Source organism: Leptospira montravelensis (assembly GCF_004770045.1).
Lineage (GTDB): Bacteria > Spirochaetota > Leptospiria > Leptospirales > Leptospiraceae > Leptospira_A > Leptospira_A montravelensis.
Genome location: NZ_RQFO01000017.1, coordinates 663,573 through 676,320, shown reverse-complemented (window position 1 = coordinate 676,320; position 12,748 = coordinate 663,573). Strand labels below are relative to the sequence as shown.

Genomic DNA, 12,748 nt, shown 5'->3' with positions numbered 1-12,748 from the left:
TATTTGTTTATGCAGAATAAGCTGGTTTTGTTGCCGAAGCCCCTTTTCCTTTTTTAGATCCGATTCCTGATTTGGAATCAGCAAACTTATCGAAAGAAGGTTGGACGATATCAGTTAGTTCTTGTGCATCGATGGTTTCTTTGGCAAGAAGTGCCTTTGCAATGGCATCCAATTTCTTTTGGTTCTTTTTCACCAAATCACGACCTTTATCGAGACAAGTTTGGATGATTCGTTTCACTTCTTGGTCAATCATAGCCGCAAATTCTTCCGAGTATGGTTTGCTAGTATGTCCATAGTCTCTTCCCATAAATGGAGAAGTTTCCCCTGAACCGTAATGGATGGTACCGAGTTTTTCTGACATTCCCCATTCACAAACCATACGACGAGCGATGTTGGTAGCTTGTTGGATGTCATTGGAAGAACCATTGGATGGGTCACCAAAGATCAGTTCTTCGGCGATGTATCCACCCATTGACATTACAATTCGATCCAAACAATAGTTTTTTCGATACGAATGTCTATCTTCCACAGGAAGAGATTGAGTAAGACCAAGTGCACGTCCGCGTGGGATAATGGTTACCTTATGAACTGGTTCGGTATACGGCAGTAAGGTGCCAAGGAGTGCGTGACCTGCTTCATGGTAAGCTGTCATTTCTTTCTCTTTGTCTGAGATAAACATAGACTTACGTTCAGGTCCCATCATGACCTTATCACGTGCTTCTTCGAGTTCTTCTTGGGTCACACGTTTTTTGTTACGTCGTGCGGCAAGGAGAGCTGCTTCATTAATAAGGTTAGCTAGATCAGCACCAGTAAAACCAGGAGTTCCGCGTGCAATGGAGTTAAGAGATATATCAGATACAAGTGGAACTTTTTTAGCATGAACTGCTAAAATTTCTTCACGACCCTTTAGGTCTGGAAGATCCACAATCACTTGTCTGTCAAAACGACCTGGACGTAGGAGGGCTGGGTCAAGGACATCGGCACGGTTTGTAGCCGCCATGACAATCACACCTTCGTTCATTTCAAATCCGTCCATCTCGACTAACATCTGATTGAGGGTTTGTTCTCTTTCGTCATGTCCACCACCGAGTCCCGCGCCACGGAGGCGACCCACAGCATCGATCTCATCGATAAAGATGATACAAGGAGCATTCTTTTTTCCTTGGTCAAAAAGATCACGGACACGAGAAGCTCCCACACCCACAAACATTTCGACAAAGTCAGATCCTGAAATAGAGAAGAAAGGAACACCGGCTTCACCAGCAACTGCTTTTGCCAGTAAGGTTTTACCAGTTCCTGGAGGACCCACAAGTAGAACTCCCTTAGGAATTCTTGCACCAATGGCTTGGAATTTTTTTGGATCTTTTAAGAATTCGATGATTTCGAGAAGTTCAACTTTTGCTTCTTCACATCCTGCGACATCGTTAAAAGTAACTTTAACTTTTGGATCCACATTCATCTTGGCACGAGATTTACCAAAGGTAAATGCTTTGTTGCCCGATGCTTGGAGTTGTCGCATCATAATGAACCAAATGATCCCAAGAGCGAATAACCAAGGAATGATTCCAGAGACAACACTCCAAAATTTATTTTCTTCTGTAGATTTCGCAGTAAAACTAAGACGTGACTTACGAAGTTTTGTCACCAAATCATCGTTCACTTGTGCTACGTTGGTTTTGAAGAGTTTTGGTTTGTTATCCTTACTATTTTCAGGAATGTACCAACCTTCAATGAGCTCGCGATCAATGATGATTTGTTGTTTTGCGGAAGATTCTTTTCCGTCTTTGGAGGTAATTTTCCCAATTGGCTTTTTCCCTTCGATGGGTTCTACCATATTTAAAAAATCGGAATAGCTGATTTCGTCGGGTTTACCGGCGAAGTCCTGACCTTTATAAACCGTTGCCAAAATGACAAGGAATACGAGTAAAAATAGAAATACGGTTTTGATGTTTTTATTCATGTAAAGACTTCTCGATGATTAGACTGAAATCAAAGGTGATATTTCTGAATCACTTCGTCAATATCTCCCATAGATATGGAACGAATCGCCGCTTCGGCGTCATTGATGATCTGTATCAAACTCAAGTTCTCTAATGGCTCAAAATCTTCACGTAAAAATTCTTCTCTTTTTTTAGGATCGAAGCTTGAATTAAGAACACCGATCCGAATTCGTATAAAATTGGGAGAGCGTAATGAGACAGAAACCGAGTTGACCCCAGGATTGACGTCATTTTCGCCACCTTTGGTGACCACAATTTGGCCGAGTTCTAACCCGACGTCCTCATGAATGACAACTATGTCTTTTACCTGGATTTTTAAAAAGGAAGCAATATAGAGAACTGACTCACCGGAGAGGTCGCTGAAGGTTTGCGGTTTGAGTAAAACCACTTCGTCCCCTTCAAAGTCACCACGACCGATGAGAGATTTTTTCTTTTTAGTTTTGATTTCGATGCCAATGTTGTTAGCGATGACATCGAGAATCTTAAAACCAATGTTAGATCGATTGTTGTTATATTTATCGCCAGGATTTCCTAGCCCTACAATTAACTTCATTGGTTCTTAAAAGAGGATCTTATTTCTTTCCAGCTTTTTTAGCTGCTGGTTTGCCTTTAGCATCAGCTTCTGCTTTTTCAGCACGTTCTGCAGCTAAGATCGCTTTTGTTTTGCTACAAGAAGCAACGATCGGATCACCATTTACAAGGATTTCCCAAGATGCTGGGTGAGGAAGTTCAGAAACTTTAATCATGCCTCCGATATCCAAACCACTTACATCAATAGTGATTACATCTGTTAAATCTTCTGGAGTTGATTTCACTTTGATTTCGTGAACTAAATGTTCGAACTGTCCACCTGCTTTAGAACCTTTGGCAACACCAGATGTTTTGATAGCTACTGTTGTAAGGATCTTTTTACCAGGAGTTACTTTAAAGAAGTCGATATGGCGGATTTGGCCAGTGTGTGGAAATCTTTGAATTTCTTTTACGAAAACTCTTTCCGTTTTACCATCAAGTTCAAGGTCAATGAGAGTTGCCTTACGAATTCCTGAGTCGATGAGTCTTTGGATTTCTTTTTCGACAACACTTGCCGATCTTGCTTCACCGTTTCCGATGATGTTCGCCGGTACTAAACCTTCCACACGCATTCTTCTTGCAGGACCTTTTCCTTTAGAAGTTCTTGTTTGTGCTTTGATACTGATTTTTTCCATGATTATGTTCCTTAAAGTTATGAAAACAGACTAGAGATTGATTCTTCGTTATGAATCCGCTCGATGGCTTTAGCAAAGAGTGGGGCGATGGAGAGCGTTTTCAAGTGATTTATTTTTTTGGTCTCCGGAATGACGATAGAATTTGAGAGCACAATTTGTTTGAAGTTAGCTTCATTCAATTTGGCAGGTGCTTCTCCGGAAAGAACTCCGTGAGATGCACAACATAATACCGATTTTGCTCCATTTTGATACAATGCAGTTGCTGCTTTCGCAATAGTTCCACCTGTATCAATCATATCATCGAGTAATAAACAGTTTTTATCTTTGATTTCACCAATCACATGCATCACCACAGACTCGTTAGCTTTTGGTCTACGTTTGTCAATGATGGCAAGAGATCCGTTTACTTTTTTACCAAAGTTACGAGCTCTTTCTGCTCCACCAGAATCGGGAGATACAATCACAAGGTCTTCCATATTGAGGGAGTTGATGTACTCAGCAAGAACTGGTGAAAAATACAAATGATCCACAGGAATTCGAAAGAATCCTTGGATTTGGTCAGCATGTAGATCCATCGTGAGAACACGATCAGGACCAACCGTTTCGATTAAATCAGCAACCATACGAGCAGAAATAGGAACTCTTGGTTCCACTTTTCTGTCTTGGCGTCCATAACCATAATAAGGAATCACTGCAGTGATTCTACGAGCAGAGGCTCTTCTTGCAGCATCAATAATAAGTAAAAGTTCCATCAAACTGTCGTTTGCTGGATAGCTAATGGATTGTACTACGAATACATCACGTCCACGAACGTTTTCTTCGATTTTTACAGAACTTTCTCCATCGGAAAATCTTTTGACTGAGATTTGGCCGTTCGGAATGTCCAAGTGTTTACAAATTTCCTCGGCAAGAGGTCTATTTGCATTTCCAGAAAATACAACTACTTCGCTGGGATTCATACTCCAACCAACCCTTTATCTATATATTGTTTTGCAAGAGCCAAATCATCAGGAGAATTGATACCGTGGCTTTCTAAAGCATTTGCCAAAGTTTTTGCGCCGACTTTTTTCCCCAACGATCTGAAAATTTTGATCACATCTGTCAGGTAATATTCTTTTTGAGCGTTGTCGTTGCCGATTTGTTTTAAGGCAGTAAACAAATCTTCTGTATTAAAACAGTAAGTTCCTGTATTTACTTCGTTAACGGTCTTTTCTTCAGGACTTGCATCTTTTTCTTCTACAATTCTTAAAAGGCTACCATCATCGGAAGAACGAATGATACGACCGTATCCTGTTGGGTTGTCCATCTTAGCGGAAAGTACAGTCGCAGAATATCCATTGGCTTTATGAAGTTCTATGAGTTCGGAGAAAGATTTTGCTGAAATGAGTGGGGCATCACCGCAAGCAACAATCGTATAGCCAGTGTATGGTGCTAGTTGTTTCTCTGCGGAAATCACTGCATGACCGGTTCCCAATTGTTCGGTTTGTTCTGCAAACTCAACCCCAGGGAAAGATTTTGCAATGTCGGTGACAATGTCTTTGCGGTAACCGACAACCACGACCTTTCGGTTAATGCCGGCGGATTCGATATTACGAAGAACGTGAATTAAAAGTGGAGATTCGTTCAGTACAACCGCAACCTTGGGAAGCTCACTCTTCATTCGAGTTCCTTTCCCCGCCGCCAAAATAACAGCAGTTACAGTATTATGTAGGTTCATCGTTCGTTCTATCGGATCTTTTAAAACTGGCTGGCCTGCTAGGATTCGAACCTAGGGAATGGCGATACCAAAAACCGCTGCCTTACCGCTTGGCTACAGGCCAGTTTCTAAAAAGAGAACGTTCGAAATTCCATCTCAGGAAATCGATTAGAGACAATACGAAGGGCTTCGTCTCTTTCTCCATCCGATGGATAAATGCCGTAAAAGCAAGAACCCGAACCTGATAAAGAAGCATAGACTGCTCCCGACTCATAGAACCCTAATTTCAATTCCTTTAGTAAGGGTTGGGTCTGAAAAGCGATTTTTTCAAACTCGTTCTCGAGCCTGTTTTGCAGGTATGCCCAATCCCCGACCTGAAGACTTCGAATTAAATCCTCTGCCAGAGATTTCCATACTTGGGAACCATAGGGTTTTTGTAAACTTTTTTGAAGGCCTGCGTACATAGATGCCGTAGAAAGTCCGAAGGGTGGGATGGCCAAAATCCCTGTCCCCTTGGCTACAGAAATAGGTTCGAGCACCTCACCAATCCCACTCACATAACAAGGGGAGGATTGGAGGAAAAAAGGGACATCGGCCCCAATGGATTTTGCCAGGGAAATCTCTTCTTCTTTGGAAAGTTGGGTCCAAGGAAAGATTTTCTTCAGGAAAAACCCGGCATTACTGCTTCCGCCACCAATTCCCCCTTCGGGAGGTAGGTATTTTTGTAAATGAATCGATATGGTAACCGGTTCCCGAAGGTGGGCTCTTAATTTTTGGAAGGCTTTATAAAGTAGATTTCGAGTAAAATCACCTCTTTCCGAAACTTCTTCAAACTTGGAATGCCGATACCCATGAAGATAATTTTCCGATGTTAGGTGAATTTTCGAATCGGGTGAGTTTGTATTAGCAGTGATTTGGATTTTCATCGGATCCCCAAAACTAATAGGGACAAAGACACTCCGAATTTCGTGAAGTCCATCTTCCCGTTTGTAAGGAATCATCAAACCAATGTTAATCTTTCCCTTTGCTATGGTTTCCAAAAAAAATCCTAAGACTGAGTGGTAAGATTTTGTTTCGATAGTGCGATGGATTGTAAATGAAACCGAATAGAATCTTTAATTTCCAAAGGTTCAGAAACTAAAACGGATGTACCATATCCCAAAATAGTTTGGATAAACCAGTTTTTATCTCGGATCGGTGCTTGGAATTCTCGATACATAGTATCCCCGATTTGTTTTTGGTTTCCAGTTGTTTGAAGGTTAAGTTTCAATCCTAAATGGTAAGATGCTGAATCGGTAATCCATAACTTTGCAAATGTATTGTTTTCTTTATCGTTACCGAACAGTTGTTTGAAGCCGTGCAAAAATTCTTCTGCAGTATCAGGAAGAGTTGGGTATTTTGTATCTGCTATGACAATATTTAAAATAAAATCCAAACGAAAGGATCGGAATCCTTCTTTTGTTAAATCATAAGCCAAAAGATAAGAATCATTTTCTTCCCACAATAACCAAGGAGCCAAGGTTCTTGTTTCTTTTTCCTTTGTATCTCTTTTCCAATAAACAATTGTTAGAGTTTTTTTGTTGTTAATCGCTTCGATAATGGTTTCTTTTGTTTTTTGATAAGGTGACCAATCACCGGAAGGAATGACAGAATCAATTTTGTTTAAAATAGAACGATTGAGTTCGGAGTTTTCTTTTGTTTTTTGGGAAACTAAAAGAGACCTAAGAAATGACCATTCTTTTGGGGAAAGTGGGAGTGCTGAATCAACAGCAACAGGGAGTCGGATTTTTACTTTCTCCCCATCAAAATCTAAATCCACGGCATCGGTCGGTGAATAAGGATACATCTCAATCATATACAGTTCCCCCAAATCTTTTTTGAGGGCTGCGATTGATTTGTGACCCGTGACACTTTGAATTTCCTCTAACCCAAGTCCTTCTGGATGAGAAGCCAGAAGGCGGATTAAATTTAATTTGGAAGCGGCCCGAGCAGTGGATGGATTCATTATGCTTCTAGAATTACTTTTAATTCCTTTGCGTTAGATGCACATAATGATTGTTTTTCGATATTTTTTGCTTTTAAGTGTCCACCAGTAAGTCTTTGGCTCACAACACTTGGCCCAAAGTCAATGATTGTGTTAATGGCACTGTCATTAAAAATAGGAGCAATCGCCAAATCCCAGTAAAGTGGCTCAATAAGGACCATTTTAAAAAGGATGTCACGAAGGTTTCCATCTTTTTGTAAGTTGTGGCCATCAAAGATACTGTATACAGGAACTTTTAAATCAGCACCAGTATATGGGAATGGAACTACGGATGCATCGTCTGCATTGAATTTATCAAGTGATGTTTCCATAAATGGGCAATGGAAAGGTGCAGTTGTTTTCAAATATACAAACTTAAATTTTTTCTCGTCCATTTCTGCTTTCCATTGTTTACGGAATGCAAGAAGAGAAGATGGAAGTGCAGAAAGAATCATAGAATCTGGAGTGTTGTAAAGAGAAATAAAAACAGTGTCTTGGCCTTTGAGTCCAAGAGAGTCATTTGTTTTTTTCACTCGTTCTTCTAATTCATCTTTTGTATAACCAATCACTGCAACCATTGGTGCTGGGTTTTTGTCTCCATTGGCTTCGTTTTCTTTCACAACTTCTTCGGAAACTACAAAGTTAGGGTAAACTTTTTGTCCGTTAAATCCTAGATAAAAAACAAATCTTAAAAAATCAGAATAAGCAGTTAGGAAATCAGCTCCGTCTTTTCCAAGACCAACAAGGGCAGAGGCAATGACCCCTTGGCTATGACCACTAGCAGCACCAGTAGCTTTGATCAGTTCCGCAGTTGGGTAACCACGTTTAGAAACCAAAACGTAATTTGCAATTTGCGTCATGAAGATTCCCGGTACAGAAATCGGTGCGCGAGCTAAATAATCTTCGGAAGGAGCGCCGTCTGGATTTTCAATCCAAGCTTTGAAATCAAATCCTTCATTCAGGAGTGGGCTTTTGCCATCACGAGCAGCAATTTCAGCAATGGTTTTGAAACTTGTTTCGAAAAATTCTTTTAGTTCTGGTTCTGCGTATAATTTTACGAGTTCTTTGAGATAAGGTGAACCCTGTCCTCCAAATTGAAGGAAAAATTTTTGTGAATTTTGGAGGGTGGCAGTAAGGAGTTTGGCCGATGTCATTTAATCTTCCTGAGATATGATTTTTCTGTTACCGTACAGATCGGACTTCCTAGAACAAGGAGAAAATTCACGTAAGGGAACGGGAGATTTTGGGGCTAATTCACCCCATTAAAGAGAATGGTTGGCAATTAAGCCGCTTTGCTTTGTTCGAGATTGGATTTAATGCGTTCGTGGTCTAGGGCAAGAAGGACAGTATTTTCGAAATAGGTAGAAAAATCGATTCTTCCAGACGAATAGTCTTCGTGAAGAAGGGCTAATAGAAGATAGAACATAGATCCTCCTGGTGGTTCCGAATCTATCAATGTGACATAATTCGAAAAGTCTTTTTCGGTCAAAGAGTTACCTTGAATGTCGGTCAGTCTGGAAATTTTTGAAGGAAAATTATTACCGAGGGTTGGGATTCGGGATTTCCTCTTTACAAAGTACCAATTTCTCGTTTCTTACGAGCTTATGTTTTTCACCCTCGCTCCCATCGATTATCTGATTCTTTTGGTTTTTGTTGGATTTATGGTTGTGATTGGGGTTCTTCTCAAAAAATCCATGAACCAATCTAGCGATTTTCTTCTGGCGGGCCGAATGATTCCCGCTTGGATCACGGGAATTGCCTTTATTTCTGCCAATATCTCTGCCCTTGAACTTTTAGGAATGAGTGCCAGTGGTGCCGAATATGGGTTTTTGACTTTCCACTTTTATTATTTAGGGGCGATCCCGGGAATGATTTTTCTCGGGATTTTTATGATGCCTTTTTATTATTCCTCAAAAATCAGAAGTGTACCTGAATACCTTCGTTACCGGTTCAATCGGCCGGCGCATTTGCTAAATTCACTGATCACTTTACTCTCTCTGGCTCTTGGTTCTGGAATTTACCTTTATTCTTTATCTTTGGTTTTTGAAACCATGTTTGGTTGGAACCCTCACCTTTCTATTTTGTTTAGTGCAGCCATTGTTTTGGTTTATACATACTTTGGGGGTTTAAGTTCTTCTATTTATACAGAAGTCATGCAATTTTTTTTAACAGTTCTTGGTTTGTTTCCTTTAGTGATTATCGGTTTAACAAGGTTAGGTGGTTGGGATGGGCTAATGCAAAAAATTCCTAATTCGCACAAACATATGTGGCATGGGCTTATCAACGGACAGAATGAACTTGGTTGGGATTTGTTAAGTGTGACTATTGGTTTAGGTTTTGTATTATCTTTTTCCTATTGGACCTGTGGTTTTACGGAAGTGCAACGAGCTATGGCTGCAAAAGATTATAGGGCAGCCAGAAGAACCCCACTCATTGGAGCCATGTTCAAATTGTTTTTACCTTTTTTAACCGTAATACCGGGGTTAATTGCGCTAACAGAATTTTCAAAAGAAATGAATGGTGAATACAATAAAAGTTTTATAATCTTATTAAAGAACTTTTATCCTTCTGGAATGTTGGGTCTTGGTACAACAGCACTCCTTGCTGCATTTATGGCTGGTATGTCTAGTTCTATAACCGCAATGAACACAATTTTTACTTATGACATTTACCAAACATACATCGATCCAAACAGAGAAGATAAGGATTATTTAAAAATTGGAAAACTTTGTACAATGATTGCCGTGGTATTTGCCATTTTTGCTTCTTATATAGCGATGCAATTTGAAAATATTATGAACTATATTCAGTTACTATTTTCCTTTTTTAGTGCTCCGCTCATTTCTATATTTTTGTTAGGAATGTTTTGGCGGAGAGCCTCCGGATGGAGCGCGTTTTATGGGATGTTACTCGGAACGGGAACTGGGCTTGTTCATTTCCTCTTGTATTATTTAGGAATTCTGCAATATAAATCCGATATGGTATCTAATTTTTATGGAGCTATTTATTCTGGATTGGTTTGTTTTTTGACAATGGTGATCGTGAGTTTTATCGAAAAGGAAGATCCAAGTAAGGATCTTAGAGGTTTAATTTATTCCGATAGAGACCAATCCAACCCATTTTGGGATCCAAGAATTTTAGCTTGGGGTGTTGGGCTCATTGTACTACTTGCCGGGTTTAATATCGTTTTTGCATAAAGATTTATAGGTTCGTAATAAAATAGTAATTGAATGAGAGTATCAATGATTCTATGTTTGTTGCTGTATACACGAAGACTATGAAACCAAATCATTATACCGAAATTCCATCCACGTTCGAAGTTCAATTGGAACACCTAAAGGATTATGATTCAAAAAAACATATCAGTGCCAGAGGAATTATGTTTCTCCATCCTTATGACATTGAGGTGCCTTCCATTTTGAAAATTTCCTTAAAAATGATTTCTATGACAGGATCCGTCGACTTCCTAGTGAAAACATTAAAATGCGAAAAACTAGGAAACGAACCGTTGTATGAAATCCATTGTAATTTTTATGACACAAATGCTGAAAAAGAAGACGAAGTGTTGGGCTTTATCAGTAGTTTTTAATTTCGTAAATTAGGAACCATCAATTAGAGAGTTCCCCCTTTTTCGATTAGGTATTGAAAACTCTCTTCAGAAAAGGATTTATCTTTTGGCCCATACTGCATAAGCCACCGGGTTGGTGGCAAAAAACCATCAGTATTCAGGGCGTAACCCCCACCTAACAATCCGCCAATTTTAGAACGAAGTTCGAAATGTAAATGTGCCGGATAATTTCCACCGGCATCTCCAATGGTTCCTATCCATTCGGTTTTTTTTACCAATTGTCCTGGTTCAACGTCAATGGTATGCAGGTGAGCATAAACAGATTCTAAATACCAAAACTTTCCATTCCCAACATTGTGATAATGGACAACCCGAACTACCTTTCCCCAACCACCACCATAATCGGCAATTTCGGAAACCACTCCATTCCCAAAAGAATAAACAGGAGCCGCATAATCACTATCACCTCCGGTCATTGCATTCCAATCTTCGCCTAAATGTTTTCTACCACCAAACTTTCCATTTTCGGCTCCGAACTTTTGCGCTAAGTAATAACCTTCGGCATACTTTCCTCCTACAGGGAATTCAAAATCGGTAGCTTGGAAAGAGGGATAACGTTTTAATATGGGAAAGGGGTCTGTGGTGCGGACTTCGCCCGATGATTCCATCCAACCAAATAAAGGGTTTCCTTGGTAAGAATAACCTTTAGAAACACAACCTGTCCCCAGGAGAGAAAGACAGATTGTGAGTAAAAAAGGTAAAAATGTATTACTTGCTACGAACCAATTGCTTTTTAGAAGTTCTCGAAGATTTAGAAGAAACATGACGTCCTTCCGAAAGGAATTCCGCTCGTGCTTCGATTGGCAAATGGTTTCCGAGTTTTGTTGATCTTTTTTTACCCTTTGCCATTTCTTCTTTCATCTCATATAGGAATGAATCGTAATCCACTTGGATGGTATGTCGTGTGCTACTCACATACCTTTTTTTCATTCTAACTTGGTCTTCTTCGATGGCTTTTTCCATATCCTCTTTAGAGGGTAAAACATAATTTCCTGTTAGATACTGAGATATCCACTTTCCTTGGCATTCTGCCAGTGGCATAATGGCACCTAACGGTTGCATAAGGCCTACAAAAAACAAATTATTAATTCCTGGTTTGATCATTTTGTAAAAAAGAGGGAGGTAATTATTGGGAGCAGAAATAAAATCTTCATCAAAGAAGGGAAACTTGATATTGTAACCCGTGCAGTAAATGAGAACATCCGCTTCTTCTTCGGTTCCATCGGCAAAGGCGATTTTTTTACCTTTGAGTTCTGTAATCACTGGTTTTGGTTTGATATCTCCTCGACCAAGTCTTACAAGCAAATCTTGTGAGATGGTAGGATGGGCAGAACCAAATTTATGATCTGGTTTTGGCAAACCAAAGTCTTCCATTTTTCCAACCCCAAAGCGAATCAACAGGTGAGCGAGTGTTTGTTGGATAAAAAAGGGAACCCAGTGTGGTGTGTATTCGGTTAATTTATCTAAAGGTTTTCCAAAAAGATAATTGGGAATGACGTAAGCACCACGTCTTGCTGATAAAAAAACTTTTTTGGCAACCCCAGGCCTAGAGAGTTCGACGGAGATATCCATTGCACTATTTCCCATTCCAAGGACGACTACGTTTTTCCCTTCGCAGTTAACGGGCGTTTTTGGGTCAACATAGGAATGAGAATGGATTACTTGACCAGAAAATTTCCCAGGGAAGGCGGGATCCGGCCAACGTTCGCTCCAATGGTGTCCATTGGCAACCACTAACGCGTCATAGTATTTGGTTGGTCCTTTTTCGGGAGTGATTTTCCAAAGTCCGTCTTCAGTACGTTCTGCTTTTTTCACTCCATTTTTGAATTGGATGTGTTTACGAAGTCCAAAGTGGTCTACATAAGATAAAAAGTAATTTTGAATGGGTTCATGGTTTGGATAATCTGCATAATTGGTTGGCATCGGAAAGTCGCGGTATTCCATTCGATCCCGGTGGGTATTGATATGGAGGGATTTGTAAATGTTACTGAGACCATTGTCGTTTTTATAACGCCAGTTTCCACCTACATCACTTCCTTTTTCATAACAATCAAAAGGGATTCCGTGTTCCTTTAATGATTTAATGACTGTGATGCCGGAAGAACCGGCCCCAATGACGCAAACTTTCGGAAGTGGCATAGTATTTCTCTCAAAACTAAAAATAGACTTAGGGAGAGAATTTTACAATTCAGAGTC

Annotated in this window: 13 protein-coding genes and 1 tRNA gene; 2 read left to right on the top strand and 12 right to left on the bottom strand. The window is 40.0% G+C overall.

The genetic code is table 11. From position 1 onward, the window contains the following. Window positions 1-7: 7 nt before the first annotated feature. The 10 genes from ftsH to EHQ31_RS18845 all read right to left on the bottom strand — a co-directional run bounded on the left by ftsH (window position 8) and on the right by EHQ31_RS18845 (window position 8,413). Window positions 8-1,960 (bottom strand): ATP-dependent zinc metalloprotease FtsH, encoded by a 1,953-nt coding sequence (ftsH, locus tag EHQ31_RS17040; RefSeq protein WP_135572295.1) that lies wholly within the window; start codon window positions 1,958-1,960, stop codon window positions 8-10. Between the two features lie 29 nt (window positions 1,961-1,989). Further along, window positions 1,990-2,553 (bottom strand): aminoacyl-tRNA hydrolase, encoded by a 564-nt coding sequence (pth, locus tag EHQ31_RS17035; RefSeq protein ID WP_135572293.1) that lies wholly within the window; start codon window positions 2,551-2,553, stop codon window positions 1,990-1,992. Between the two features lie 19 nt (window positions 2,554-2,572). Continuing rightward, on the bottom strand, window positions 2,573-3,205 hold the full coding sequence (locus tag EHQ31_RS17030; protein ID WP_135572291.1) for a 50S ribosomal protein L25/general stress protein Ctc: 633 nt from the start codon (window positions 3,203-3,205) through the stop codon (window positions 2,573-2,575). Between the two features lie 17 nt (window positions 3,206-3,222). Then, window positions 3,223-4,164: a ribose-phosphate pyrophosphokinase gene (locus EHQ31_RS17025; RefSeq protein ID WP_135572289.1), complete on the bottom strand. Its 942-nt coding sequence runs from the start codon at window positions 4,162-4,164 to the stop codon at window positions 3,223-3,225. Next, window positions 4,161-4,922, bottom strand: a complete 762-nt coding sequence (locus tag EHQ31_RS17020; protein ID WP_135572287.1) for a sugar phosphate nucleotidyltransferase — start codon at window positions 4,920-4,922, stop codon at window positions 4,161-4,163. The genes EHQ31_RS17025 and EHQ31_RS17020 overlap by 4 nt, the downstream gene beginning before the upstream one ends. A gap of 27 nt (window positions 4,923-4,949) precedes the next feature. Continuing rightward, window positions 4,950-5,025, bottom strand: a tRNA-Gln gene (locus EHQ31_RS17015). A gap of 4 nt (window positions 5,026-5,029) precedes the next feature. Beyond that, the gene (locus tag EHQ31_RS17010) at window positions 5,030-5,941 is read right to left on the bottom strand and encodes a 4-(cytidine 5'-diphospho)-2-C-methyl-D-erythritol kinase (protein ID WP_135572285.1); all 912 of its coding nucleotides are present in this window, start codon (window positions 5,939-5,941) and stop codon (window positions 5,030-5,032) included. Window positions 5,942-5,949: 8 nt separating this feature from the next. Next, a complete protein-coding gene (locus EHQ31_RS17005; RefSeq protein ID WP_135572283.1) occupies window positions 5,950-6,906 on the bottom strand; it encodes a WYL domain-containing protein in 957 nt (318 codons plus the stop codon). Continuing rightward, on the bottom strand, window positions 6,906-8,078 hold the full coding sequence (locus EHQ31_RS17000) for an ACP S-malonyltransferase (protein ID WP_135572281.1): 1,173 nt from the start codon (window positions 8,076-8,078) through the stop codon (window positions 6,906-6,908). Before EHQ31_RS17000 ends, EHQ31_RS17005 begins: the two co-directional genes overlap by 1 nt. Before the next feature lie 128 nt (window positions 8,079-8,206). Next, on the bottom strand, window positions 8,207-8,413 hold the full coding sequence (locus EHQ31_RS18845; RefSeq protein ID WP_208652811.1) for a hypothetical protein: 207 nt from the start codon (window positions 8,411-8,413) through the stop codon (window positions 8,207-8,209). 115 nt (window positions 8,414-8,528) lie between these two features. On the opposite strand from EHQ31_RS18845, the gene EHQ31_RS16995 reads away from it, so the two are divergent. Next, a complete protein-coding gene (locus tag EHQ31_RS16995) occupies window positions 8,529-10,121 on the top strand; it encodes a sodium:solute symporter family protein (RefSeq protein WP_135572279.1) in 1,593 nt (530 codons plus the stop codon). 80 nt (window positions 10,122-10,201) lie between these two features. Beyond that, window positions 10,202-10,513, top strand: a complete 312-nt coding sequence (locus EHQ31_RS16990) for a hypothetical protein (protein ID WP_135572277.1) — start codon at window positions 10,202-10,204, stop codon at window positions 10,511-10,513. 23 nt (window positions 10,514-10,536) lie between these two features. Here EHQ31_RS16990 and EHQ31_RS16985 read toward each other — a convergent pair whose 3' ends face one another. Both EHQ31_RS16985 and EHQ31_RS16980 read right to left on the bottom strand, forming a co-directional pair. After that, window positions 10,537-11,316, bottom strand: a complete 780-nt coding sequence (locus EHQ31_RS16985; RefSeq protein ID WP_135572275.1) for a M23 family metallopeptidase — start codon at window positions 11,314-11,316, stop codon at window positions 10,537-10,539. Beyond that, window positions 11,261-12,691 carry a flavin-containing monooxygenase gene (locus tag EHQ31_RS16980; RefSeq protein ID WP_135572272.1) on the bottom strand — a complete coding sequence of 477 codons (1,431 nt, stop codon included), beginning with the start codon at window positions 12,689-12,691 and terminating at the stop codon, window positions 11,261-11,263. Before EHQ31_RS16980 ends, EHQ31_RS16985 begins: the two co-directional genes overlap by 56 nt. Between the last annotated feature and the right edge of the window lie 57 nt (window positions 12,692-12,748).